Origin of the sequence: Streptomyces massasporeus, assembly GCF_014648995.1 — a bacterium.
GTDB classification, from domain to species: Bacteria; Actinomycetota; Actinomycetes; order Streptomycetales; family Streptomycetaceae; genus Streptomyces; species Streptomyces massasporeus.
The window spans coordinates 332506-358074 of the sequence record NZ_BMSE01000005.1 but is presented as its reverse complement, the minus strand read 5'-3'; the positions used below and the strand labels follow the sequence as shown (position 1 = coordinate 358074).

Here is a 25569-nt window from a genome sequence, read left to right as displayed (position 1 = left end):
CAACACCTGCACTCCCGAGGAGAGAACCCAAAGTGGCCGAGCTGTTCTACGACGCCGACGCCGACCTGTCCATCATCCAGGGCCGCAAGGTCGCGGTCATCGGGTACGGCAGCCAGGGCCACGCCCACGCGCTGTCGCTCCGTGACTCGGGTGTCGACGTCCGCGTCGGTCTGCACGAGGGCTCCAAGTCCAAGGCCAAGGCCGAGGAGCAGGGCCTGCGCGTGGTGAGCCCGTCCGAGGCCGCCGCCGAGGCCGACGTCATCATGATCCTCGTCCCGGACCCGATCCAGGCCGAGGTCTACGAGAAGCACATCAAGGACAACCTGAAGGACGGCGACGCGCTGTTCTTCGGCCACGGCCTGAACATCCGCTACGGCTTCATCAAGCCCCCGGCCGGCGTCGACGTCTGCATGGTCGCCCCGAAGGGCCCGGGCCACCTGGTCCGCCGCCAGTACGAGGAGGGCCGCGGCGTGCCCTGCATCGCCGCTGTCGAGCAGGACGCCACGGGCAACGGCTTCGCGCTGGCCCTGTCGTACGCGAAGGGCATCGGCGGCACCCGCGCCGGCGTCATCAAGACGACCTTCACCGAGGAGACCGAGACCGACCTGTTCGGTGAGCAGGCTGTGCTCTGCGGTGGCACCGCGGCGCTGGTCAAGGCGGGCTTCGAGACCCTGACCGAGGCCGGCTACCAGCCGGAGATCGCCTACTTCGAGTGCCTGCACGAGCTGAAGCTGATCGTGGACCTCATGTACGAGGGCGGCCTGGAGAAGATGCGCTGGTCGATCTCCGAGACCGCCGAGTGGGGCGACTACGTCACCGGCCCGCGGATCATCACGGACGCCACCAAGGCCGAGATGAAGAAGGTCCTCGCCGAGATCCAGGACGGCACCTTCGCCCAGCAGTGGATGGACGAGTACCACGGCGGCCTGAAGAAGTACAACGAGTACAAGAAGCAGGACTCCGAGCACCTGCTGGAGACCACCGGCAAGGAGCTGCGCAAGCTCATGAGCTGGGTCGACGAGGAGGCGTAAGCCGCCTGCCCGAGGGGCCGGAGCATCCCGCTCCGGCCCCTTCGGCGAACCCCGGGTAACGTCGGGTAGTGAGGCGTTGTCCATCCCGTCCGGCCACGGACGGGTGATCCTTCCGCAGCGGCACAAGACGACGCCCCATGCGCCACTAGACTGCTGCACACATACGCGTCAGGCCCACAGCGTCGTGCGTCTTCCACGCGGCAAGCACCCCTCCACCGCCTGCGGCCGTCGGGACGGCCGTCCGCAGCACTGGACTTGTGAGGACTCACGTGAGCTCGAAACCCGTCGTACTCATCGCTGAAGAGCTGTCGCCCGCCACCGTCGACGCCCTGGGCCCGGACTTCGAGATCCGGCACTGCAACGGCGCGGACCGAGCCGAGCTGCTCCCGGCCATCGCCGATGTGGACGCGATCCTGGTCCGCTCGGCCACCAAGGTCGACGCCGAGGCGATCGCCGCCGCGAACAAGCTGAAGGTCGTCGCACGAGCCGGCGTCGGCCTGGACAACGTGGACGTCTCCGCCGCCACCAAGGCCGGCGTGATGGTCGTCAACGCCCCGACCTCCAACATTGTGACCGCCGCCGAGCTGGCCTGCGGCCTGCTCGTCGCCACCGCCCGCCACATCCCGCAGGCCAACGCCGCGCTGAAGAACGGCGAGTGGAAGCGCAGCAAGTACACGGGCGTGGAGCTGGCCGAGAAGACCCTCGGTGTCGTCGGCCTCGGGCGCATCGGCGCGCTCGTCGCCCAGCGCATGTCCGGGTTCGGCATGAAGGTCGTCGCCTACGACCCCTACATCCAGCCCGCCCGCGCCGCGCAGATGGGCGTCAAGGTGCTGTCGCTGGACGAGCTGCTCGAGGTCTCCGACTTCATCACCGTCCACCTGCCCAAGACCCCCGAGACGGTCGGCCTGATCGGCGACGAGGCGCTGCGCAAGGTCAAGCCGAGCGTGCGGATCGTCAACGCCGCGCGCGGCGGGATCGTCGACGAGGAGGCGCTGTACTCCGCCCTCAAGGAGGGCCGGGTCGCCGGTGCCGGTCTCGACGTGTACGCGAAGGAGCCCTGCACGGACTCCCCGCTGTTCGAGTTCGACCAGGTCGTCTGCACCCCGCACCTGGGCGCCTCCACCGACGAGGCGCAGGAGAAGGCCGGTATCGCCGTCGCCCGCTCCGTGCGGCTCGCGCTCGCCGGTGAGCTCGTGCCGGACGCGGTGAACGTGCAGGGCGGTGTCATCGCCGAGGACGTCAAGCCGGGCCTGCCGCTCGCCGAGCGCCTGGGCCGGATCTTCACCGCGCTCGCCGGTGAGGTCGCCGTCCGTCTCGACGTCGAGGTCTACGGCGAGATCACCCAGCACGACGTGAAGGTGCTGGAGCTGTCCGCGCTCAAGGGTGTCTTCGAGGACGTCGTCGACGAGACGGTCTCCTACGTCAACGCCCCGCTGTTCGCGCAGGAGCGCGGCGTCGAGGTGCGTCTCACCACCAGCTCCGAGGCGACCGAGCACCGCAACGTCGTCACGGTGCGCGGCACCCTCGCCGACGGCGAGGAGGTGTCGGTGTCCGGCACGCTGGCCGGCCCGAAGCACCTCCAGAAGATCGTCGCCGTCGGTGACTACGACGTGGACCTCGCGCTCGCCGACCACATGATCGTGCTGAAGTACGAGGACCGCCCCGGTGTCGTCGGCACGGTGGGCCGCATCCTCGGCGAGGCGGGCCTCAACATCGCCGGCATGCAGGTGTCGCGGGCGGTGGCCGGTGGCGAGGCGCTGGCGGTGCTGACCGTGGACGACACGGTGACCGCGACCGTGCTGGCCGAGGTGGCCGAGGAGATCGGAGCGACCTCGGCTCGCTCCGTCAACCTGGCCTGACATCCCCGGGGGGCTCGCCCCCCGGGAACCCCCGTTCACCCTGAACGGGCTCGTTCTCACACGCCGGACGGGCTGAGCTGATCAGCCTGTCCGGCGTTTTCGCGTACTCGCACCCGCCGCAGGGTGACCGCCGCCGCTGCCGCCGCACCGGCCAGCAGCACCGCGCCCGTGACCGCCGCCGTGTGCATGCCGCTGGTGAAAGCCTCGCGTGCCGCCGTCGCCAGGGCGTCCCCCGCGCGCCCCGGGAGCCGGTCGGCCACGGCCAGGGCGCCGCCCAGGGTCTCGCGGGCCGCGGCGGGTGCCGAGTCCGGGATCTCGTGGCGGTAGACGGCCGTGCCGATGGAGCCGAGGAACGCCATGCTCAGCGCGCCGCCGAACTCCGTGCCGGTCTCCAGCAGGGACGACGCCGCGCCCGCCTTCTCCACCGGCGCCGAGCTCAGCGCCAGGTCGGCCACCTGGGACATGACGGTGACGATGCCGCAGGCCAGCACGGCGCACGCGGCCAGCAGCAGCCACAGGGAGTCGGTGTCGACCAGAGCCAGCATCACGTAGCCGCACGACGAGACCGCGAAGCCTCCGCAGACGACGTACGCGCGAGGAACGCCCCGCTGCACGAGGTGGGCGCCGACCGGGGCCGCGAGTCCGATGGGCACCGACGGCAGCAGGCTCCACAGCGCCGCCTCCAGGGGGCTGTTGTCCAGGACCGACTGGATGTACTGGGTCGTGAAATAGGCCGAGCCCATCATGCCGAAGGCGGCCACGAGGTTGAGGACGACGGCCGGGCTGAAGCCGCGGCCCCGGAACAGCTGAGGCGAGATCAGCGGGGAGGCCGCCGTGCGCTGGCGGTGGACGAACAGCGCGGCGAAGAGCAGACCGACGGTCACCGACATCGCGTACCGCACGTTCCAGCCCTCGGAGGCGAGTTCCTTCAGGCCGTAGATCACGGGGAGCACCGCCGCCATCGACAGGGGGACGCTCAGCAGGTCGAAGCGGCCGGGGTGGGGGTTGCGCGACTCGGGCAGCAGGACCGGGCCGAGCAGCAGGAGCAGCAGCATCGCGGGCAGGTTGACCAGGAAGACCGAGCCCCACCAGAAGTGCTCGACGAGCACCCCGCTCATCACCGAGCCGAGCGCGATGCCGGCCGTCATCACCCCCGACCAGACACCGATCGCCTTGGTGCGCTGCGCGGGGTCGGTGAACATCGTGCGCACGAGCGCCATCGTCGACGGCATCAGCGTCGCGCCGCCGATGCCGAGGACCGCGCGGGCGGCGATGAGAGTCTCGGCGCTGGTGGCGTAGGCCGCGACCAGGGAGGCCGTGCCGAAGGCGGCGGCGCCGATCAGCAGGAGCCTGCGGTGGCCGATGCGGTCGCCGAGCGAGCCCATCGTCATCAGCAGACCGGCCAGCACGAAGCCGTAGATGTCGAAGATCCACAGCTGCTGGGTGGCGCTCGGTTCCAGGTCGGCGCTGATCGCGGGGATCGCGAAGTAGAGGACGGACACGTCCATCGAGACCAGCAGCAGCGGAAGCATCAGCACGCCGAGGGCCGTCCATTCGCGGCGGCCGGCGAGGGCGGGAGGGTGTGGGTTCGTCGTCATGGGCAGGACTGTACGAGTGTATTAAACGCTTGTCTAGTACGTTTGTTTAATACGCTCGTCTGGATCCCGGGGTAAGGTGATGTGCCATGGGACACCGTGAGGATCTGCTCGAGGGCGCCAAGCGCTGCCTGCTGGCGAAGGGCTTCCTGCGCACCACCGCGCGCGACATCGTCAAGGAGTCGGGCACCAACCTGGCGTCGATCGGCTACCACTACGGCTCGAAGGACGCGCTGCTCGCGCAGGCGTACGTCGAGATGGTGGAGGGCATGTCCGACGCGTTCGAGGGGGGCGGTGAACTGCGGGGCGAGCCGGGGTCGTTGGAGCGCTTCGCGGAGGTGTGGGCGAACATCATCGGGACCATGCGCGATCCCGGGTCCATGTGGCGGCTCAGCATGGAGATCGTGGCCATGGGGGACCAGCTGCCGGAGGTGCGGGACCATCTGGCCCGGGCCCAGCGGGAGGCAGCGCGCGGCATCGTGACGCTCTTCCACGGCGGCCCCGAGGAAGACGTGACGGACGAGCGGGTGGACACCCTCGGGTACTTCTACCTGACTCTGATGATGGGCCTCATGGCGCAGTGGACCTTCGATCCGAAGAGCGCCCCGGAGGCCGGGCAGCTCGCCGCGGGGCTGCGTCAGGTGATCGAGGCCGCCGAGGGGAAGTGACGCGTCCCCCTCACCCGGGGGCGTCGACGACCGAGTCGATGGCGGCCGCGGTGTCGGGGGCGGTCCGGGTGCCAGACGCTTCGGGCGCCGATGCCGGCCGCGCCGGCGATGTCGGCGTGCGGGGAGTCGCCGATCACCCAGGCGCCGTCGAGGCCGGCGCCGACGGTGGCGGCAGCGGCGTGGAAGATCTCCGGCGCCGGTTTCTTGTGGCCGACGGCCTCGGAGACGACCCAGCCGTGGACCAGCGCGTCTAGCCCGGTGGTGCGGATCTTCGTCTCCTGTTGCGCGGTACGGCCGTTGGTGACGATCACCAGGGTCCAGCCGGCGGTGAGTGCCCGGGCGAGGGCCCCACGGACCGGGCCGGACAGGACGACGCGGTCGGCCGCACCCCGGTCGAGCAGATCGCGGACGGCGCGCCCGGGCGCCCTCTCGCCGTACCGCGCGTGCACGGCCCGGGCCACCTCGGCGCGGGGCGTGTAGCCACCGGCGTCGACGGTCATCAGCCACTCGGCGTCGTGCGCGGGCAGGGCGTGCTCGGCCAGGAAGTCCGCGACCGCCGCACGGAACGCGGCGTCCCGGTCGACCAGGGTGTTGTCCAGGTCGAGCAGCAGCAGGGGCAGGGGCATGGGCATGGGCGGGCCCGTCCTCACAGTCGGTGAGCCTTCAGGGCCATGTGCAGCAGCAGCCGGTCCTCTCCGTCGTCCAGGTCGAGCCCGGTGAGCTTCTCGATGCGGGACAGCCGGTAGTACAGGGTCTGGCGGTGGATGCCCAGCTCGGCGGCGGCCCGGGCGGCCTGTCCGGCGCAGTCGAGGAAGACCTCGGCGGTCCGGGCGAGTTCGTGGTGGACCGGGGCGAGCAGCGTGCGGGCGACGGGGTCGTGGGCGACCTCCGGGGGCAGGGCCGTGAGCAGGCGGAACGGCCCGATCGACGCCCACTGCGCGACCGGCCCGAACCGCGCCTCGGCCAGTGCCGCCCGGGCGGCCGCCGACGCCTCCGCCCATGCGGTCGCCAGGTCGGCGAGGCCGGTGCGGGGGGTGGCGACACCGGCAGCGGGGCCGGAGTGGGAGGTGGCGCCACCCGCGGCGGGGCTGGAGCGGGGGGTGGCGGCACCGGCGCCGGAGCCGGCTGCGCCAGTTCCGCTCGTGCCCGCTCTGCTCGCCGTGCCTGTTCCGCTCGTGCCCGCTCTGCTCGCCGTGCCTGTTCCGCTCGTGCCCGCTCTGCTCGCCGTGCCTGTTCCGCTCGTGCCCGCTCTGCTTGCCGTGCCTGTTCCACTCGCCGTGCCCGCTGTGCCCGCTGTGCCCGTTGAACCCGCCGGGCCCGGGCCCGTGGAGGATCCATCCGTGCCGCCGGTGGCGTCTGCGCCCCGGCCGCTGCCGCCCGCTCCCCGGGAAGCGGCGCTCGGAGGACCGCTGCCGCCGGCCCCCCGCGCAGCCGCGCTCCCCGCGCCGCTTCCCCCTCGCGCCCGCTCCAGCAGCCGCCCCGCCGCCGTGGTCGCCGGGGTGAGGACGTCAGGGGAGCGCAGGCGGATCAGGAGCGCCAGGCACTGGGCCGTCGCGCCCCACGGCAGCGTGCACAGGGCCGTCGCGCCGGGGACCGCGCGGACCGAGGGGGCGTCGTCCGGATCCGCCGAGGGCCAGGGAGCGACGCACATCAGGGCGTGGAGGCCGTCGGCGCGGGGGCCGAGGGCCGTGCGGAGCTCGGCGACGGCCATGTCGCTCTGCCAGCCGCGCTCGGCCGTGAGGACCGCTCTCAGTTCGCGGCTGAGGTCGGCACCGTGCTGGGCCTCGTCCGCGAGCAGGGCGCCGATGCGGGCCGTGACCCCCATGGCGGCGGTGAGCTGGCGTTCGCTCGGGCCGGGATCGTCGTCCAGGAGCCAGATGTAGCCGTGCACCACGCCCCGGTGGCGGACGGGGAGACAGATCCGGCCCCGGTAGACCCCGGCCTCCGGTGTCGGGGGGATGCGGACCGGGCCCGTCGCCCGGGTGATGCCGAAGCCCTCGAACCACGCCCGGACCGCCGCCGTCGAGCGGCGGGTGAGGATCGAGCGGGTGCGCACCGGGTCCAGGGCCGACGGATCGAGGTCGCCCTCGCTGTCGTAGGCACCGAAGGCGATCAGCTCGAAGTCCCGGTTCTCCAGGGTCGCGGGCGCGCCGAGCAGCTCCGAGATCTCGTCGACCAGCTCCTCGTAGTCGCCCCTGTGTTCCGACGTCACCCGGGCATTGTCGCGCACTTTCCGGACCCCTTCATACATCTGTCTGAGATCTGCGGCACGGATGCGTGACAGCTGTCGATGGCCGACGATCGGAGGGATCCCTAGGTTTCACGGTGGTTCTCCGTGCCGTACCCGACGCGCCATCCGCGAGGGGTCCGGCCTTCACGTTGCTTGTGCTCTGGAGGTGCCCCGTGCTGGGTCCCGTGATTCTCGCCGCGTCCCGCAGCGACCGGATGCGACGCCTGATCTCGGCGGCACCGGTGACCAAGCAGGTCGTCGACCGCTTCATCCCGGGCGAGGACGTCGACGACATCGTCCCCGTCGTCCGGGAGCTCGCCGATCACGGCCTCGAACTGACGATGGACGTCGTCGGCGAGGACATCACCAACCCCGCGCAGGCCGCCGCCGCCCGGGACGCCTACCTGGAGCTCGTCGACCGCCTCAAGCCGCTGGAGCTCGGTACCCGCGCCGAGATGTCGGTGAAGCTGTCGATGTTCGGTCAGGCGCTGGAGGGCGGCCACGAGCTGGCCCTGAGCAACGTCCGCCCGGTTGTCGAGGCCGCTGCCGAGATCGGCACCACGGTCACGCTCGACGCCGAGGACCACACCACCCTCGACTCGATGTTCGCCATCCACGAGGAGCTGCGGAAGGACTTCCCGCAGACCGGCTGCGTCATCCAGGCGTACCTGTTCCGCACCGAGGCCGACGCCCGCCGCCTGGCCGGGAGCGGCAGCCGGGTCCGACTGGTCAAGGGCGCGTACAAGGAGCCCGCGTCGGTCGCGTACCAGGACAAACACGAGATCGACCGGGCATACGTCCGTATTCTGCGGACGTTGATGCAAGGGGAGGGGTACCCGATGATCGGGTCCCACGACCCGCGCCTGATCGCGATCGGCCAGAAACTCGCCCACCAGGCCGGGCGAAAGCTCGACGAGTACGAGTTCCAGATGCTGTACGGCATCCGCACCGACGAGCACCTGCGGCTGGCCGCCGAGGGCCACCGGATGCGCGTGTACACCGCGTACGGCACCGACTGGTACGGCTACTTCATGCGCCGTCTCGCGGAGAAGCCGGCCAACCTGCGCTTCTTCGCCCGTTCGATGCTCACCAAGGGCTGACCGCCCTTCGAGGGGCGAGAGCCCTTGAAGGGCCTGGAGCCCGTCAAGGGCCGAGACCGAATCACCGCTCAGTAAGGAGTTACGGAAAACATGGACGCTGTGACCCAGGTCCCCACCCCCGTCAACGAGCCGGTGCACGGCTACGCCCCCGGCTCGCCCGAGCGCGCCCGGCTGGAGGCCAGGCTGAAGGAGCTGGCCGACAACCCCGTCGACCTGCCCTGCACCATCGGCGGCGAGAAGCGGATGGGCGGCGGCGAGGCCTTCCAGGTCGTCCAGCCGCACAACCACCAGGCCGTGCTCGGCACGTACCGCAACGCCACGCAGGCGGACGCCCAGGACGCCATCGACGCGGCCCTGGCCGCCGCGCCCGCCTGGCGTGCGATGTCCTTCGACGACCGCGCGGCGATCATCCTGCGCGCCGCCGAGCTGCTGTCCGGCCCCTGGCGCGAGACGCTCGCCGCCTCCACCATGCTCGGCCAGTCCAAGACCGCCCAGCAGGCCGAGATCGACACGCCCTGCGAGCTGATCGACTTCTGGCGGTTCAACGTCTCCTACGCCCGCAACCTGCTCGCCGAGCAGCCCCCGGCGAACTCCCCGGGCGTGTGGAACCGCCTGGACCACCGCCCGCTGGAGGGCTTCGTCTACGCGGTCACGCCCTTCAACTTCACCGCGATCGCGGGCAACCTCCCGACGGCCCCCGCCCTGATGGGCAACGTCGTCGTCTGGAAGCCGTCCCCGACGCAGACCCACGCCGCCGTGCTGCTGATGCAGCTGCTGGAGGAGGCCGGTCTGCCCAAGGGCGTCATCAACCTCGTCACCGGCGACGGCATCGAGGTCTCCAAGGTCGCCCTGGAGCACCGCGACCTCGCCGGCATCCACTTCACCGGCTCGACCCCCACCTTCCAGTACCTGTGGAAGACGGTCGGCAACAACATCGAGAAGTACCGCACCTACCCGCGCCTCGTCGGCGAGACCGGCGGCAAGGACTTCCTCGTCGCCCACCCGTCGGCCGACCCGGCGATCCTGAAGACGGCGTTCACCCGCGGTGCCTTCGAGTTCCAGGGCCAGAAGTGCAGCGCCACCTCCCGGGCGTACATCCCCGCCTCGATCTGGAACTCCGGTTTCAAGGAGGAGCTGGCCGCCGAGGTCGACGGCATCAAGATGGGTGACGTCACCGACCTGTCGAACTTCATCGGCGCCGTCATCGACGAGCGTGCCTTCGCCAAGAACAAGGCCGCCATCGACCGCGCCAAGGAGGACGCCTCCTGCACGATCGTCGCGGGCGGCACCTACGACGACTCCGTGGGCTACTTCGTGCGCCCGACCGTCATCGAGTGCACCGACCCGGAGAACGAGGTCTTCCGCACCGAGTACTTCGGCCCGATCATCGCCGTGCACGTCTACGAGGACGACAAGTACGACGAGATGCTGACCCAGATGGAGTCCGTCTCCGACTACGCCCTGACCGGCTCGGTCATCGCGAACGACCGCGCGGCGGCGGCCTACACGGCCGACAAGCTCCGCTACGCGGCCGGCAACTTCTACATCAACGACAAGTCGACCGGCGCCGTCGTCGGCCAGCAGCCCTTCGGCGGCGGCCGCGCCTCCGGCACCAACGACAAGGCCGGCGCCCCTCAGAACCTGATGCGCTGGACCCTGACCCGCGCCATCAAGGAGACGCTGGTCCCGCCGACGGACTACACGTACCCGCACATGGGCTGACACCCCCGAACGAACCGACGGGCCGGGTCGAAAAGACCTGGCCCGTCGGCATGTCCGGAGAAAGACTGGGCCGATGACCATCCGAGTGCGCACCGCCCACACCGCCGATCTGACCCCCGCCGAACTCGACGCCGTACGCGGCCTGCTGGACGCCGCGTTCGAGGGGGACTTCGGTGACGAGGACTGGGATCACGGTCTCGGCGGTGTGCACGCCCTCGTGCACGACGACTCCGGGCTCGCCGCGCACGGGGCGGTCGTGATGCGACGGGTGCGGCACGGCGGGCGGTGGCTGCGGGCCGGGTACGTCGAGAACGTCGCCGTGCGCGCCGACGCCCGTCGCGGTGGCCTCGGCGGGCGGGTCATGGCGGAACTGGAGCGCGTCGTCGACCGCGCCTACGACCTCGGCGCCCTGTCCGCGAGCGACGACGGGGCCCTGCTCTACACCTCCCGCGGCTGGGAGCCGTGGACCGGCCGGGTGCACGCACTCAGCCCGCGGGAGGGCATCGTCCGGCTGCCGGAGGAGGAGGGCAGCACGTACGTCCGCACCGCTCTGGCCGGCTTCCTCGACCCCGCGCACGAGCTGGTCTTCGACTGGCGCGACGGCGACGTGCTCTAGAAAACACCGCAGGTCAGCACGGTGTGACCCAGTCCACCGTCTCAGATAGTAGGAAGTCCGAGTAATTGTGGAGACAGACGCTCCGCGCTCCCTTAGTTTTGTAGGAGCCGAACGTCTCGCTCGACCAAGCGAATGGCGGTCGTGAGCCGGGCCCCGTGCAGGCAACCCCTGCGGCACCGCTCCCCGCCCCCTCCGGCGTCTCGTATACCTCCCTGTGCACTCCGTGCTGTCGAAGGAGTCGATTTCCCATGGCCGAGACGACCGTCCGCCGCCGAGTCCGTCACGTCTCCCGTACGACCGAGTCCGACCGGAAGAACGCCGCCGCCGCGCTCCAGCGCGCCCTCGACCGCAGGGACAACGGCGGATCCAGCGGCCACTGAGCCGCACACCGCATACAGGACCGGGAGCCGCCCGATGAGGCGCGGCGCGGGGTCTCACGCCCCGCGCCGCACCTCGAAGTGGTCGATCCGCTCACCGCTCGACGCCAGCGCCGACACCTTCAGTCTCGGCCTGGCGCCGCTGACCGCCTCCACCGAGAGGAACGAGAAACCGCGGTAGCGCACCCGTGACCACTGCGCCGACTCCGCCTTGGTGTCCCGGGACTTGGTCCACCGGAACGTGCTGACCGGCTCGTGGTCGGCGGCGTTCCCCTCGTAGCTCTCCTTCACGCCGTCGGGGAAGCCGTACAGCTCCTTGCCGCCGCCGCCCGCGGTGACGTACACGATCCCGTCCCGCCGCGGATCCGTCGTCCCGCCGACCGGCACCGGCCGGCCCACCTCGCCGTTCCGGATGGCGTCCGTCCGCTCGTAGACGTGGTTGTGCCCGTTGATCACCAGGTCCACCTCGTGCCGGGCGAACAGCGGCAGCCACTCGGCGCGCACCCCGCCGTCCGAGGCATGCGTGGACGTCGAGTACGCGCAGTGGTGGAAGAAGACGACGACGAAGTCGACGTCCTTCGAGGACCGCAACTCGCCGAGTTTGCCGTCCAGCCACTTCGTCTGCCGCCCCTCCGTGTAACCGAAGTTGGCGGGGATCTCGTACGACACGTCGTTCGCGTCCAGCGCGACCACGCCCACGTTGCCGTACGTGAAGGCGTACACGCCCGGTGCCGTACGCGCGTCGAAGCCGCTGTCCGGCAGGGAGAACCGGGCGAGCTGGCCGCCGTAGCCGTCGGGCGAGTACCAGGCCTCCATGTCGTGGTTGCCGGTCGTCACCATCCACGGCACCGACCTGGCCACGGGCTCGGTCTGCTTGAGGAACCGGTCCCACTGGCTCGCGTCGAAGACGTCCGACTCCTTGCCCTTGCCGGTCGGATCGGCGTAGCAGATGTCGCCGGCGTGCAGATGGAAGGCGGGCTTGCGGCGCAGCAGCGTACGGTCGTTGAGGGCCGCCTCGTCACCGACGCCCTGGTCGCCGAACGCGGTGAACACGAACCGCTCGGGCGGACTCGCCGGGGCCGTGCGGAAGGACGTGACGGTCGACCGGTGCCGTGGAATGGCCGGGTCGAAGCCCTCGTGGCCGACGCCGTAGTAGTACGTCGTGTCAGGGCGCAGGCCGTCCAGCGCGGCGTGCAGGTAGTACTGCTCGACCGCCGCCCGGATGCCTTTCAGCTCCGGGGTGTGCAGGTCGCGCAGCTCCGCCTCGATCTTGCGGCCGAGGTCGTCGGGGCGCAGGCCCACCCGGACGTACGGCTTCTTCACCGCGAGCGGCACCTGCCAGGAGATCCGCATCTGGGTCTTCGGATCGGCGCCGAAGGCCAGATGGCGGCCGAAGGGGGTGACCAGGGAGCCGGGCGCCTGCGACGTGCTCGGCGACGGGCCGCCGGTCGCCGTGGCTCCGGCCTGCCCCGAACGGGAGCCGGAAGCGGAGCAGCCGGTCAGCAGCCCGCTCGCCACCGCGCCCGCCGTCACCAGCGTGCGCCGCCGCGACAGCCGGGTCCGCAGGTACTCGTGCTGCTCCGCCATGCTCATCCGGCCGGCGAGCTCGGGCGGGAGGCCGAAGTGGGGGATCTCCATGGGAAGTGAATGTCCCAGCAGAGGCCAACGGCCGCACCACATACGGGTGAACGGCACCCGACGGACGCGTGCCGTCCCCCGATCGGGTGCCTCCCGACTGTCCGCATCACGGACACCGTGTGTCATCCCATGGGACGAGGAGTAGGGTGCCCGCATGTCTCGCAGCATCAATCTCGCAGTGATTCCCGGTGACGGCATCGGCCAGGAGGTCGTGGCCGAAGGCCTGAAGGTCCTCTCCGCCGTCCTTCCGCAGGATGTGAAGCTGGAGACCGAGGAGTACGACTTCGGCGCCCGGCGCTACCACGCCACCGGTGAGACCCTCACCGACGCCGACCTCGACGCCCTGAAGCGGCACGACGCCATCCTGCTCGGCGCGATCGGCGACCCGTCCGTGCCCTCCGGCGTCCTGGAGCGCGGCTTCCTGCTCAAGCTGCGCTTCGCCTTCGACCACCACGTCAACCTGCGTCCCTCGAAGCTCCTGCCGGGGGTTGCCACCCCGCTCGCGGGCGAGCCGGAGATCGACTTCGTCGTGGTCCGCGAGGGCACCGAGGGCCCGTACACCGGCAACGGCGGCACGATCCGCAAGGGCACCGAGCACGAGGTCGCCACCGAGGTCTCCGTGAACACGGCCTTCGGTGTCGAGCGCGTGGTCCGCGACGCCTTCGCCCGGGCCCAGGCCCGCCCCCGCAAGAAGCTCGCGCTGATCCACAAGAACAACGTGCTGACCTTCGCCGGTCACCTGTGGACGAACGTCTTCAACAAGGTGGCCGAGGAGTTCCCCGAGGTCACCACCGAGTACATGCACGTGGACGCGGCGACGATCTACCTCGTCACGCAGCCCGAGCGCTTCGACGTGATCGTCACCGACAACCTCTTCGGCGACATCGTCACCGACCTCGCCGCGGCCGTCTCCGGCGGCATCGGCGTCGCCGCGAGCGGGAACATCAACCCCTCCGGCGACTTCCCCTCGATGTTCGAGCCCGTGCACGGCTCGGCCCCGGACATCGCAGGCCAGGGCAAGGCCGACCCGACCGCCACCGTGCTGTCCGTCGCGCTGCTCCTGCGTCACCTCGGCTACGAGGCCGAGGCCGCCCGCATCGACGAGGCGGTCGCGGCCGACCTGTCGGAGCGCACCGGCAAGCCCGCCCGCTCCACCTCGGAGATCGGCGACGCACTCGCCGTACGCGTAGCCGGCTGACCCGGCGGGAGGTTTCATGGCACTGCTCACGATCGAGAAGAAGCCGACGGACGACGTCCTGCCCGCCGCGCAACGGGAGGCCATCCTCTCGGACCCCGGATTCGGCCGTCACTTCACGGACCACATGGTGACCATCACCTGGACCACAGGACGCGGTTGGCACGACGGCCGGCTCGTCCCCTTCGGGCCGCTCTCCCTCCATCCCGCGGCCAACGTCCTGCACTACGCCCAGGAGGTCTTCGAAGGGTTGAAGGCCTACCGACTGCCGGACGGCACGACGGCGCTCTTCCGGCCAGAGACGAACGCACGCCGCTTCCAGGACTCGGCGCGGCGCATGGCGATGCCGGAACTCCCGGTCGCCGCCTTCCTCCAGGCCTGCGAGGCGCACCTGCGCCAGGATCGGGCCTGGGTCCCTGAGCACGGCACCGAGAAGTCCCTCTACTTGCGCCCGTTCATGGTGGGAACGGAGCCGGGCCTGGGCATGCGGCCGGCCGACGAGTACCTCTTCGCGCTGATCGCCTCACCCGCGGCGGCCTACTTCGCCGGTGATGTCGAACCCCTTTCGATCTGGGTGTGCGAAGACCGGGTGCGCGCCGCTTCGGGCGGGGTCGGCAACGCCAAGACCGGGGGCAACTACGCCGCATCCCTCCTCGCCCAGACGGAAGCCGCGGCACGAGGCTGCGATCAGGTCGCCTACCTCGACGCCGTGGAGCACAGGTGGGTCGAGGAGCTGGGCGCCATGAACCTGTTCTTCGTGTACGAAGGCCGGGCCGGAGCACCGCCCACGATCGTCACCCCGCCGCTGACCGGGTCGCTGCTCGCGGGCGTCACCCGGGACTCCGTGCTGACGTTGGCCCGAGAGCTCGGCTGGGGGGTGCGCGAGGCCCCGGTGTCCGTCGACCAGTGGCAGGCGGATGCCGCCGAGGGCGCCCTCACCGAGGCCTTCGCCTGCGGCACGGCGGCCGTCCTCACACCGGTCGGCGTGGTGAAGCGGACCGGCGCCGAGTGGATCCATGGCGACGGAGCGCCCGGCAGGGTCACCCTGAAGCTCCGCAGGATGCTGCTGGACATCCAGCGTGGCCTCGCCGGGGACCGGCACGGCTGGGTGCACCGCGTCCACTGACAGCGGTCCGTGTGCCCGAGGCGGCGCTCGCCTCGGGCACACGCACGACCGGCGCAACCGCACGGTCCTCGTCGACGCGGGCCCGCGGGCGTTCCGGTCGGTGCCGGAGCCGCCCGGCGGGGACGGTCAGACCTGCCGGTGGTCGATGCCCAGCAGGCTCGCGGCCGCCCGGAAGTCGGCCGTGTGACGGCCCACCGCGAGGGACCAGTGGTGGCCGACGCCCGTGGCGCTCCAGGCGTCGACCCATTCGCCGGGGTCCCGGCCGAAATCGACCCGGCTGGTGGTGTTGCCGATCTCCAGCAGCGGTCCCGGTACGACGGTGCCCTCGGAGGTGACGAAGGACAGGCTGCCGTCGGCGTCCTGGCCGAGGCCGAGCAGGGTGACGGGGCCGTGCCGGACGTCGAGCTCGACGCTCACGCCCCAGCCGCGTTTGCCGTGGTAGACGCCGAGGCCGCGCAACAGCGGGTCGCGGGCGCCGAGCGCGAGGTGGGCGGGGCCGTCGTGGCCCATCTCCACGACGCCGTCCTCGAAGTTCAAGGCCTGGATCTCGGTGAAGGAGCCTCCGGCACCGACGCTCTGGGAGGCCAACTGGGCGACGGATGTGCGCAGTTCGTACTCGCCGGCCGCGGGCACGCCCCGGGCGGTCAGCAGGGAGGCGCCGAGGATCATGCCGGCGGCGAGTCGCTCGTGCAGTTCGCCGTCGAGCCCGCGGTGGTAGTAGGCGAGGCTGTCGAGTCCGAAGTCCGCGACCAGCCGGTCCAGGGCGACGGACACGGTCGCGCCCCAGGCGAAGTCCTCCTCCACCACGCTCTCGTCGAGGGTGAACACCTGCCGGGCGAGCGCCATCCGCTCCCGGGTCTCCGCCTCCGTCACCTGTTCCACGCGGTGCCGCAGGTCGTCGAACTCCAGGACCTCCACGTGCGAACCGAACGTCGAGGCCAGCAGTGTCGGATCGGTCTGCACGTCGAGCATGCCCGGATAGACGTGCCCCATGAGGCCGTGCCGGCCGTGCCGGAGCGCGGCCCGGATGTGCGCGGCCCGGATCCACTGCTCGATGCGCCCCCAGGCGGATTCCTGGTGCAGCCAGCCCGAGACCGACCGGAAGGGGATGCCTGCACGGCGGAAGACGTTGCCCACCTCGGGGACGGAGCACTGGGCGCAGTAGGCCAGCCAGTCCCCCGTGCCGAAGGTCGCGTGGTCCATCCGCTCCGACGGCTGGAGGTCGATGACCAGGACCGGGGTGTGCGAACGCTGAGCGATCGGCAGCACCATCGAGGAGGTGAGGTACGTGGTCAGGAACAGCACGATCAGGTCGCAGTCGGCCCTGCGCAATTCCTCGGCGGCGCGGGCGCCTTCCCGGGCGTCGGACACGAACCCGGCGTCGGTCACCTCCGCGTCCATCTCCCGGAAGCGGTCGGCGACATGGGCGGCCGACTCCTTCAACCGCGGGAGGAGGCCGGGGAACTGAGGCCAGTACGTGCCGAGTCCGCCGGCGACCAGTCCGATCCGGGTGCGGCGCCGGGTGACCGGGGGGAGCAGGTCGTGCAGGGCGGCGGTCCGTACGGCCGTGCGGTCCGCGGTCGTTGCCATGGTCAGTGCTCCTTGTCGGAGAGGCCGGCGGGCCAGGTGCTGGGGACGCGCAGGTCCACCGCGTCCCGCGCGGGGTTCGCGGATCGCGGGACCAGGACGCGGATGATGAACACGCCCGCGAACGCCGCAGCGGTCATGCAGGCGGTGATCGTCCAGAGCAGGACGGACGGGCTGTGGTCGGCCAGGGCCGGGGTGAAGAACGCCGCGACCGCGAAGACACCCCGGGACAGGGCGTAGGTCAGGCCCTGAGTGGTGGCGCGGGTGTCCGCGGGCAGCGTGAGCTGCGACCACACCTTGTAGTTGGTCTCTCCGGCGAAGGGGTGGGAGAGCTGGTAGAGCACGAAGAAGACGAGCATTCCGACGAGTGCGCCGGCGGTCAGGGACGCGATGACGAAGGCGAGGATCTGCACCACCGCGGCCACGTGGAACAGCCGGTCGCGCCAGGGGCTGTCGGCGACGCGCACGAAGGCGAAGGTGAGCAGCACGCCGACGGGGATGAAGGCCAGGTTGATCCCGGTGGCGAGGCTCTGCGAAGCGTCGCTGACGGTGACGAGCAGATAGGTGCCGAACTGGCCGAAGGTGTTGGCCCCGAGGCCCCAGGTCACGTAGAAGACGAAGGTCGCGGCCATCGGCAGCAGGGCTGCTCGCGTCCACACGCTCTTCAGGGAGATGGCTTCCGGGGCGGCGCCGGTCTCCGTCTCCGGCGGCTCGTAGGGCAGCTTCAGCCGGGACCGCAGGGCCCAGGTGACGAGAGCGGCGACGGCGAGTTGTCCGGTGATGAGCCGGGCTCCGGTCATGCCCGTGGTGGACAGGACGAAGCCGAGGAAGATGGCGACGGCGATGCCCAGCATCCACATGACCTGAGTGAACGCCACGAGTCTCCCCCGGGCCCAGGCGGGCGCGGCGTCCGACACCACGGCCAGTGACGTCGGCAGGTCGGCGCCGGCCGCGAGCCCCGCGACGAGGACGCCGACGAGCAGGGTGATGTCGTCCGGCGCGAGGGTGATGACGAGGGCGCCGATCGCGAAGCAGAAGATGTCCCAGTTGTAGACACGGCGGCGGCCGAAGAGGTCGGCGAGTCGTCCGCCGACGAGGGATCCGACGGCGATGCAGCCGGTGACGATCGCGCTGATCGCCCCGGCCATCCACACGCCCATGTCGTAACTGTCGCGGTAGATGGCCAGGTTGACGGAGATGCTCACGATCAGCCCGGCGTCGAGGTAGGAGGCCATGCCCGACAGGGCGGCGGCCTTCCAGAGCGGTGGAGGGATGGGGCGGGTACCGGCCATGATGCGACTCCGTCGTCTGGTGACATCGCGGTTCCGGGGGCCTGGTCGCAGCGAATATAGGGCGAGAAAAACGTTGCAACAAGGTGTCGCGCACGCATGGGCGACATGACGCCGAAATCCTCGGCCCCGTACGGGGATATGGCGTGGCCGCCCCAGCTCGCCTACGGTGAAAGCGGCCTGAAAAACGTTTCAGGGGAAGGACCGTGTCCGTGATCTCCCCCGAGCTCCGGCGACTGTTCGACGATCCGCCCCGCGACTTCGGCCCCACTCCCCTGTGGTGGTGGTCGGGGGCGAACGTGACCCGCGAGCGACTCGCCTGGCAGGTGCGGGCGTTCGCGGAGGGCGGCGTCCACAACCTGGTCGTCATCAATCTGGCCCCGGCCGGCCCGGCGTTCGGGGCCCGGGCCGACGATCCGGCGTGGTTCGGCGAGGAGTGGTGGGCGCGCTTCACCGACACCTGCGAGATCGCCGCCGAGCTGGGCACGCGGCTGTGGTTCTACGACCAGATCGGGTTCTCCGGGGCCAATGTGCAGGGCGGTGTGACGCGGCGTCATCCCGAGGCCGCCGGACTCGCACTGCGCTGCCGTGACGTGCGCGTCTCTCGGGGTTCGGTCGCCCTGACGGATGCCGAGACGCCGCTGGCCGCGTACTCCCGGCAGGGCCGGCGGCTCGACCTCGACGCGGACGGGCGGACGGCTGCCCCCGACGGAACCGAGGTGCGGCTCGTCACCACCGTCCCGACCGCGTTCGACTACCTGGACCCGCACGCCGTGGGCCTGTTGATGGACACGGTCCACCACGAGTACGACCGCCGCGTGCCGGAGTACCTCGGCAGCGTCATCGCGGGCAGTTTCCAGGACGAACTGCCCGGCACCAACGCCTGGAGCCACCGTTTCGCCGACGAGTTCCGCTCCCGGCGCGGCTACGACCTGCTCGACCACCTGCCGTCCCTGTTCGGCACGGACGCCGGGGTGCCGGAGGGGAAGATCCGCTCCGACTACTACGCGGTCCGCGCTCAGCTGACCGAGGAGGCGCTGTTCCGGCCGCTCGCCGCCTGGCACCGCGAGCGCGGTCTGCTGCTGGGCAGCGACCAGAGCCATCCCGCCCGCGCGGGCTACCCGGCCCAGTCCACACAGATCTACACCGACTACTTCCGCACCCACCGCTGGTACGGCGCCGCGGGCAGCGACCATCACGGCGACGCCAAGGTGCACTCCTCCATGGCCCACCTCCACGGCCACGAGCGCGTGTGGATCGAGGCGTTCCACTCCTCCGGCTGGGGCGGCACGCTGGAGGACACCTACGGCTGGCTGTTGCCGTTCCTGCGCAGCGGCGCCAACCTGTACAACCCGCACGCCAGTTACTTCGGCACCGCGGGCGGCTGGTTCGAGTGGGCGCCGCCGTCCACCGACTGGCGCCAGCCCTACTGGAAGCAGTACCCGGCGTTCTCCCGGGCCGTGGCCCGGATCTGCTCGATCATGTCGTGGGGCGGCTACGCGGCCGATGTGGCGGTGCTGCATCCGACCGCCACCATGCAGGCGCTGATCCCGCTGGACGCGCCGGTCCGGCACTTCGGCGACGGGCGGCTGGGCGACGGCCATGCCGAAGCCGACGAGACTCAGCGCCACTACCTGGACCTGTGCGGCTCCAACAACTGGCTGGGGCCGCACGCCGGCGCCCTTGACCGGCACGGGATCTCCTTCGACGTCGTCGACGACGACTCGGTCCAGCGTGCCGAGGCCACCGACGGCGCCCTGCGGATCATGGGCCTCGCCTACAGGGCGGTACTGCTGCCCTCGGCGAGCGTGCTGGAGGAGGGGACGGCACGGCGGCTGTGCGAACTGCTCGACGCGGGAGGGCGGGTGGTGGTCGTGGGCCGTCCGCCGGGGACGGCCGCGGGCCGGGCCGGTGACGACTCGGTCGTGGCGGCCCTTCTGGCGCATCCCCGGCTGGAGCGGGTGCCCGACCCCGAGGCCGCCGCCGTGGCGGTGGCGGACGCGGCCGGGCACGCGACGGGCGAGGTACCGCTGCTCGTCCGGCGCAAGGGGCACGAGGCGGTGGCACTGGTCACGGCGGCCTTCCCTGAGATCGGCGCGCATCCGCTGCGCCCGCCCGGAACCGCGCCCGAGCCTGCGCGCGACGCGTCCGTCACCGTCCGGGCGTGCGTCGCGGAGGCCGAGGTCTGGAACCCGGCGACCGGCTCCCGCGACCCCGCCCGTGTCACGGTCTCCGGCAACGGTGCCGTGTCGACCATCGAGGTGCCCCTGGACGGCGCCCCGGCGGCCCTGGTCGTCTGGCGGGAGGGCCGTCCGGCTCCGGCACCGGCCCCCTCCGCGAGGAGGACCGCGGTCCGGACGGTCGACGTCTCGTCGGGCTGGCACGGCCGGCTGGTCCCCACGATGGACAACACCTGGGGCGATCTGGCGTTGCCCCCGGGAGCGTCCGTGGCGGAGCCGCAGATCTGGACCATGGAGTGGACCGAGGGCTCGGTGTGGGAGGAGATCCGGGTCACCTACGGCAACCGGGTCCGGGTCCTGCCCCCGGTGTCTCCCGACCGGGCTCCCGAACCGCTGGACTCCGCGGACGCGGAGCGGGTCCTGGCCGGTGAACGGCCCCTCGTGCCACCGGACTCGGACTGGGAGACCGGGGTGTACTCGTCGAGCCGCGGCCTCCCGGACCAGGGCGGACTGCTGGGTACCAAGGGGCTGGTGAACGAGGAGTTCGTACAGGTCCCCGTGCCGGTCGGCGGCACGACCGCCCGGGTCCGGGCGCTCGTGGAGACCCGCCATCGAGGCCTCGCCGAGCTGCACGTCGGCGCGGAGGCGGTCAAGCGGGTGTGGTGGAACGGGCAGCCTCTGGGCCCGTACGACGGCGGCTACCTCGCCTCCGCCCCGGTCACCGTGGCCCGCGACCTCAATGTGCTGGAGTACGAGCTGTCGGACGCCCAGGACCGGCCCTCCACCATCTCGGCAGCCGCCGGCACACCGCTCGGCAGCTTCTTCTGTCTCTCCGGACCGGGCGGGCTCGGCCCCCGGCCACGGTTCATGCGTCCGCCCGACGGGGTCCGGCCCGACGGCCGGGTCGCCTATCGCGGACGGCTCCGGGTGCCGGCCGGACAGGCGCGGGCGGTGCTCGTCGTGGGTGCCGCCTCGGCGGTGACCGTGCTGCTCGACGGGGAGGTGGTGGCACGGCAGGAGAAAGTGGAGTACTACGCGGCGGACTGGGGCACCGTGCCGATGTTCTTCCGCCATGAGCCTCAGCTCGGGGCGGGCGAGCACACGCTGGAGGTCGTGGCCGACACCGCCGATGTCCGGGACGCCGTGTTCGTCGACCTGGTGGCGACCTCCGGGTCCGAGTTCACGTCCCTGGTCAGTGGCGCCGGCTGGGAGGCCGGGACGGGCGCGTGGCGGGGCCGGACCGTCGAGGACACGCGCAGGCGGGGTGAGTTGCAGCACTGTCACGCCGCCGTACGGCCCCACCCGCTGCCGGACACCGCGTGGCTCAACGGGCACCCGCTGCTCGGCGGTGCCGTACGGCCGTTGCGGACCACCGACGACGTCCGGCCGTCGCCGCAGCGCTTCCGGTTCACCGTGCCGGCGGGAACGGTGTCGCTGGATCTGCCGTTGGCGCTGCCCGCGCGGGTGCGGGTCGGGGCAGGAGCGGAACCGGCCCTGTCAGGCGGTCGGCTGACGCTTCGTGAGCCGCTCCCGGCACCCACCCGGGTCGAGGTGGTCACCGAGCCCACGACGGTGCTGCGGGGTGGCTCCGCCTGGCACGGTCCGGTTCGGGTGCGGACCGTGGCGGCGCCGCTGGAACTGGGTGACTGGCGCGAGCAGGGGCTGGGCGGCTGGAGCGGGGGCGTGACCTACGCGCGTGCGGTGGAGGTTCCGCCCGGGCCCGATCCCGTGCTGGATCTCGGGCGGGTGCGGGGCAGCGTGGAGGTGTCGGTCGACGGGGAGTTCGCCGGTGAGGCGTTCTGCGCGCCGTACCGCTTCCCGTTGCGCGGGTCCGCGGGGCGGACCGTCCTGCTGGAGGTGACGGTCCGGGGCACGCTGGCGCCGCATCTCGCGGAGGCCACGCCGACCGCCTGGGCTTTCCCGTCGCAGCTGCCGTCGGGGCTGTGGGGGCCGGTGACGCTGCGGATTCCGTCCTCGTGTTAGCCGTCTGCGGACGGCCGGGTCGAGTCGCGCAGGACGAGGCCCGGGGCGAAGACGCGGGTCTCGTGGAGGTGGTCGGCGCGGGCCTCGATCTCGTCGAGCAGCATCTCCACGGCCGCCCGGCCGAGGTCCTCGACCGGCTGCCGGACCGTGGTCAGGGTCGTCGCCCCGAAGGTCGCGACGTCGAGGTCGCCGTAGCCGACGACCTGCACGTCCTCGGGGATGCGCACCCCCCGCTCGGTCAAGCCCCGGCACAGGCCGGCGGCGAGGAAGTCGTTGGTGCAGAACACCCCGTCGGGCAGGTCCTTCAGCCCGCGGGCGATCTCCGTGCCGTACGCGACGGTCATCCGCTCGGCCACGACCTGGTCGAGCCGGGCCCCGCGGCGGCTGCGAACGGCCTGCCGGGCGCCCTGGTAGCGGTCGGCGCACTGGCGTATGCCGCGCTCGCCGTTGACGACGAGGATGTCGCGGGCCCCGCTGTCGAGGAGGCGCTGTACAGCGATGCGGCCGCCCGCGATGTCGTCGACGGAGGCCGAGCAGCCCTCCCGGTCGGGCATCGCGCGGTCGGCCAGGACGAGCGGGATGCCCCGCTCGCGCAGCCGGGCCAGCCGGCCCGGGTCGGCGCCGAGCGGTACGACGACGACGCCGACCGCCCGCTGCTCGACGAGCATGCTGAAGTAGCCCTGCTCCCGTTCGGGGTCGTCCCCGCTGTGGCACAGGACGAGGGAGTAGCCGTGGTCGTAGGCCGCGTCGGCGGCGCCTCGCGCGATGCGCGCGTAGAAGGAGTTGGTGACGTCGGGCAGGACCAGCCCGATCGCGGAGGAGTGTCCGGTGCGCAGCCCCGCGGCTCCGGGGTGGGGGACGTAGTCGAGCGCGGCGACGGCGACGCGGACGCGCTCGGCGGTCTGGGCGGTGACCCGCTCGGGCCGGTTGAGCACGTTCGACACCGTCGACACCGAGACACCGGCGGCGGCGGCGACGTCCTGGATGCGGGCGGGGCGTGCCGGAACGGCGTCCACCCCCTCGCTGTTGCGGCCGCGCGACCAGGCACGACGATGGCCTTCATGGGCGGCACGAGTATAACGTGACCGGGCGTGGAACGTTTTTCCCCGCCCGGTCCCCGTCGTCCGCCGGTCAGGCGGAGGGTGCACCGCTGAGGACCTCCACGCGGCCGGTGTCGAGCGAGTAGTAGGCGCTGACGACGGCCAGTTCACCCTTCTTCACGAGCGGCGCGAGGTCCTTGTTGGACCGCAGGTCGGCGGCGGTCTGCTTGGTGTGGATCCGGACCATCGCGTCGACGGGATCCGCGTGCTGCCGCTCGACGGTCTCCCGGTAGGCCGGCCGCAGGGCCTCGGCGATCGACTGGAGATTGCCGGGCAGCGGCTTGCGGTCCTTCAGTGCTTCGTACGCCGCCTTGACCGCGCCGCATCGCTGGTGGCCGAGGACCACGACGAGTGGCGTGCCGGACGTCATCGGGCCGTACTCCACGGAACCGACGACGACCGGTCCGACGACCTGCCCGCCGGTGCGCATCACGAACAGGTCGCCGAGGCCCGTGTCGAAGACGAGCTCCGGCGGCACGCGGGAGTCGATGCAGGAGAGGATCACGCCGTACGGGTCCTGCGCCTCGGCGACGAACTCGCGCCGCTTCGGATCGCGGTCGGGGTGCTGGAGTTCGCCGTCCACCCAGCGCTTGTTGCCGTCCATCAGCCGTGCGAAGGCCGACCAGGGGGAGTCCGGTCGCGAGGCCGTCGCGGGAGAGGGCGAGGGCGTGCCCGCCACGGCCTTGCCCGTGCCGGCGGTGTCCTTCGACGAGCAGGCGGTGAGCAGCGCTGCGCCGGCAGCCAGCCCACCCGTGAGTATGGCCCTGCGCTGCGGTGCCTTTGCGGTACCCATGTGGCCGTCCCCTTTCGGTGGCCGCCTCCCTGGTGGGAGGCGGTGATGCCACTCTCGCGGGAGGCCGGTTAGGGCCCGTACAACGCTCGTGCAGCGCAGGAGAAGGACTGATCCAAGACGTGGGACGCGGTCAGGACTGCACCGTGCCGGTCGCCGCACCGCTCGGCGCGGCCGCCGAACCGCTCCCGAAGCGGATCCCCTTGGCCTCCTTGCCGAGTGCGCTCAGCAGGATCACCACGGCCAGGGTGGGCACGATGGTCCACGCCATCGCCGACGGGTACCCGTGGCGCTCGGCGAGGGCCTCCTGGATCGGCAGGTTGAGCGCGGCGATCAGATTGCCCAACTGGTAGGTGACGCCCGGGTAGAAGCCCCGGACGGCGTCCGGGCTCATCTCGGTCAGATGCGCCGGGATGACACCCCACGCGCCCTGCACGCACACCTGCATCAGGAAGGACGACAACATCAGCCGGCCGACGGTGGTGGACAGCACGAAGAACGGCACCACGACCAGGCCCCCGGCCGCCGCGACCATGATCGTCCGACGGCGGCCCAGCCGCTCGGAGTACGCCCCGAGCAGCACCCCGCCGATCATGGCGCCGATGTTGTAGACCACGGCGATCGCGATCGACGTGTTCGCCGACAGGTCGAGACCCTTCTTCACGAAGGTCGGGTAGATGTCCTGGGTGCCGTGCGACATCCAGTTGAAGGCGGTCATCAGCGCGACCAGGTAGACGAAGCGCCGCAGCACCGCCGGATTCCTGAACACCTGGTGTGCCGGTGTGCGGTTGAGCCGGACGCTCTTCTCCCACACCTCGCTCTCCTCCACCCGGCTGCGCACCCACAGCGCGACCAGGGCGGGCAGCAGGCTGAAGGCGAACAGGCCGCGCCAGCCGAAGGCGGGCTCGATGACGAAGAACGCCACGGCGGCCAGCAGGTAGCCCAGCGAGTAGCCGCTCTGCAGCAGGCCGGACCAGAATCCGCGCCGTTCGGCGGGGATCTTCTCCATGGCCAGGGCGGCGCCCAGGCCCCATTCGCCGCCCATGCCGATGCCGTAGAGCAGGCGCAGCACCAGCAGAACCGTGTAGTTGGGCGCGAAGGCGCAGGCGAAGCCGACGATCGAGTAGAAGACCACGTCGACCATGAGGGGGACGCGGCGGCCCCGGCGGTCCGCCCACATGCCGAAGATCAGGGCGCCGATCGGCCGCATCACCAGGGTCGCGGTGGTGAGGAAGGCCATGTCGGTGAGGGAGACATGGAAGTCGTCGGCTATCTCGCTGTAGACGAGCACGACCAGGAAGTAGTCGAACGCGTCCATCGCCCAGCCGAGATAGGCGGCCACGAAGGCGTTGCGCTGGTCCTTGGTCAGACCCGCCGCCTGCCCTTTCACGGTATTCAGCACTGCGGCCTCCCGGAGTTCGCAGCCGAGGCTAGGCACGCGCTGGCGGGAATCGGGCAAAGCGCGGCCCAGTTTTGGACCAAG

General features: G+C 71.4%; 19 protein-coding genes. 10 read left to right on the top strand and 9 right to left on the bottom strand.

Annotated features, from left to right (window positions below):
- The first annotated feature begins 32 nt into the window (after nt 1-32).
- Together ilvC and serA are read left to right on the top strand one after the other, a co-directional pair.
- On the top strand, nt 33-1031 hold the full coding sequence (gene ilvC, locus IE153_RS15345; protein ID WP_030851456.1) for a ketol-acid reductoisomerase: 999 nt from the start codon (nt 33-35) through the stop codon (nt 1029-1031).
- Between the two features lie 269 nt (nt 1032-1300).
- A complete protein-coding gene (gene serA, locus IE153_RS15340) occupies nt 1301-2890 on the top strand; it encodes a phosphoglycerate dehydrogenase (protein ID WP_031106628.1) in 1590 nt (529 codons plus the stop codon).
- A 56-nt stretch (nt 2891-2946) separates the two neighbouring features.
- On the opposite strand, the gene IE153_RS15335 is transcribed toward serA, so the two are convergent.
- Nucleotides 2947-4488 (bottom strand): MFS transporter, encoded by a 1542-nt coding sequence (locus IE153_RS15335; protein ID WP_189590261.1) that lies wholly within the window; start codon nt 4486-4488, stop codon nt 2947-2949.
- Nucleotides 4489-4574: 86 nt separating this feature from the next.
- Between IE153_RS15335 and IE153_RS15330 the strand changes: the two genes are divergently transcribed.
- Nucleotides 4575-5153, top strand: a complete 579-nt coding sequence (locus tag IE153_RS15330) for a TetR/AcrR family transcriptional regulator (protein WP_189590260.1) — start codon at nt 4575-4577, stop codon at nt 5151-5153.
- Here the strand turns inward: IE153_RS15330 and IE153_RS15325 are convergent.
- Both IE153_RS15325 and IE153_RS15320 read right to left on the bottom strand, forming a co-directional pair.
- Nucleotides 5123-5785: an HAD family hydrolase gene (locus IE153_RS15325; protein WP_229829006.1), complete on the bottom strand. Its 663-nt coding sequence runs from the start codon at nt 5783-5785 to the stop codon at nt 5123-5125. The two genes, IE153_RS15330 and IE153_RS15325, sit on opposite strands and share 31 nt — an antisense overlap.
- Before the next feature lie 14 nt (nt 5786-5799).
- Nucleotides 5800-7404: a PucR family transcriptional regulator gene (locus IE153_RS15320; protein ID WP_189590259.1), complete on the bottom strand. Its 1605-nt coding sequence runs from the start codon at nt 7402-7404 to the stop codon at nt 5800-5802.
- 152 nt (nt 7405-7556) lie between these two features.
- Here IE153_RS15320 and IE153_RS15315 point away from each other — a divergent pair, with 152 nt between their 5' ends.
- The 4 genes from IE153_RS15315 (at nt 7557) to IE153_RS42365 (ending at nt 11201) form a co-directional block, all read left to right on the top strand.
- Entirely contained in the window at nt 7557-8483 is a 927-nt protein-coding gene (locus IE153_RS15315; RefSeq protein ID WP_189590258.1) for a proline dehydrogenase family protein, read from the top strand.
- 90 nt (nt 8484-8573) lie between these two features.
- A complete protein-coding gene (pruA, locus tag IE153_RS15310) occupies nt 8574-10205 on the top strand; it encodes an L-glutamate gamma-semialdehyde dehydrogenase (protein WP_189590257.1) in 1632 nt (543 codons plus the stop codon).
- 73 nt (nt 10206-10278) lie between these two features.
- Nucleotides 10279-10821, top strand: a complete 543-nt coding sequence (locus IE153_RS15305) for a GNAT family N-acetyltransferase (RefSeq protein ID WP_189590256.1) — start codon at nt 10279-10281, stop codon at nt 10819-10821.
- A 248-nt stretch (nt 10822-11069) separates the two neighbouring features.
- Nucleotides 11070-11201 carry a hypothetical protein gene (locus IE153_RS42365; protein ID WP_104781486.1) on the top strand — a complete coding sequence of 44 codons (132 nt, stop codon included), beginning with the start codon at nt 11070-11072 and terminating at the stop codon, nt 11199-11201.
- 54 nt (nt 11202-11255) lie between these two features.
- On the opposite strand, the gene IE153_RS15300 is transcribed toward IE153_RS42365, so the two are convergent.
- Complete coding sequence (locus IE153_RS15300; protein ID WP_189590255.1) at nt 11256-12836, bottom strand: purple acid phosphatase family protein; 1581 nt, start codon at nt 12834-12836, stop codon at nt 11256-11258.
- A 154-nt stretch (nt 12837-12990) separates the two neighbouring features.
- Here IE153_RS15300 and IE153_RS15295 point away from each other — a divergent pair, with 154 nt between their 5' ends.
- Nucleotides 12991-14034, top strand: a complete 1044-nt coding sequence (locus IE153_RS15295) for a 3-isopropylmalate dehydrogenase (RefSeq protein WP_097220902.1) — start codon at nt 12991-12993, stop codon at nt 14032-14034.
- Nucleotides 14035-14050: 16 nt separating this feature from the next.
- The gene (locus IE153_RS15290) at nt 14051-15157 is read left to right on the top strand and encodes a branched-chain amino acid aminotransferase (RefSeq protein WP_189590254.1); all 1107 of its coding nucleotides are present in this window, start codon (nt 14051-14053) and stop codon (nt 15155-15157) included.
- Between the two features lie 126 nt (nt 15158-15283).
- Here IE153_RS15290 and IE153_RS15285 read toward each other — a convergent pair whose 3' ends face one another.
- On the bottom strand, nt 15284-16747 hold the full coding sequence (locus IE153_RS15285; RefSeq protein ID WP_189590253.1) for an L-fucose/L-arabinose isomerase family protein: 1464 nt from the start codon (nt 16745-16747) through the stop codon (nt 15284-15286).
- Nucleotides 16748-16749: 2 nt separating this feature from the next.
- Nucleotides 16750-18036, bottom strand: a complete 1287-nt coding sequence (locus IE153_RS15280; RefSeq protein WP_189590252.1) for an MFS transporter — start codon at nt 18034-18036, stop codon at nt 16750-16752.
- A 209-nt stretch (nt 18037-18245) separates the two neighbouring features.
- Here IE153_RS15280 and IE153_RS15275 point away from each other — a divergent pair, with 209 nt between their 5' ends.
- Nucleotides 18246-22196: a glycosyl hydrolase family 2 protein gene (locus IE153_RS15275; RefSeq protein ID WP_189590334.1), complete on the top strand. Its 3951-nt coding sequence runs from the start codon at nt 18246-18248 to the stop codon at nt 22194-22196.
- Here the strand turns inward: IE153_RS15275 and IE153_RS15270 are convergent.
- From IE153_RS15270 to IE153_RS15260, 3 genes are all read right to left on the bottom strand, one after another.
- Complete coding sequence (locus tag IE153_RS15270; RefSeq protein ID WP_189590251.1) at nt 22193-23212, bottom strand: LacI family DNA-binding transcriptional regulator; 1020 nt, start codon at nt 23210-23212, stop codon at nt 22193-22195. The genes IE153_RS15275 and IE153_RS15270 overlap by 4 nt on opposite strands.
- A gap of 115 nt (nt 23213-23327) precedes the next feature.
- Nucleotides 23328-24089, bottom strand: a complete 762-nt coding sequence (locus tag IE153_RS15265; RefSeq protein WP_189590250.1) for a carbonic anhydrase — start codon at nt 24087-24089, stop codon at nt 23328-23330.
- 130 nt (nt 24090-24219) lie between these two features.
- Nucleotides 24220-25488, bottom strand: coding sequence for an MFS transporter (locus IE153_RS15260; RefSeq protein ID WP_189590249.1), 1269 nt, complete (start codon nt 25486-25488; stop codon nt 24220-24222).
- Nucleotides 25489-25569: the final 81 nt, after the last annotated feature.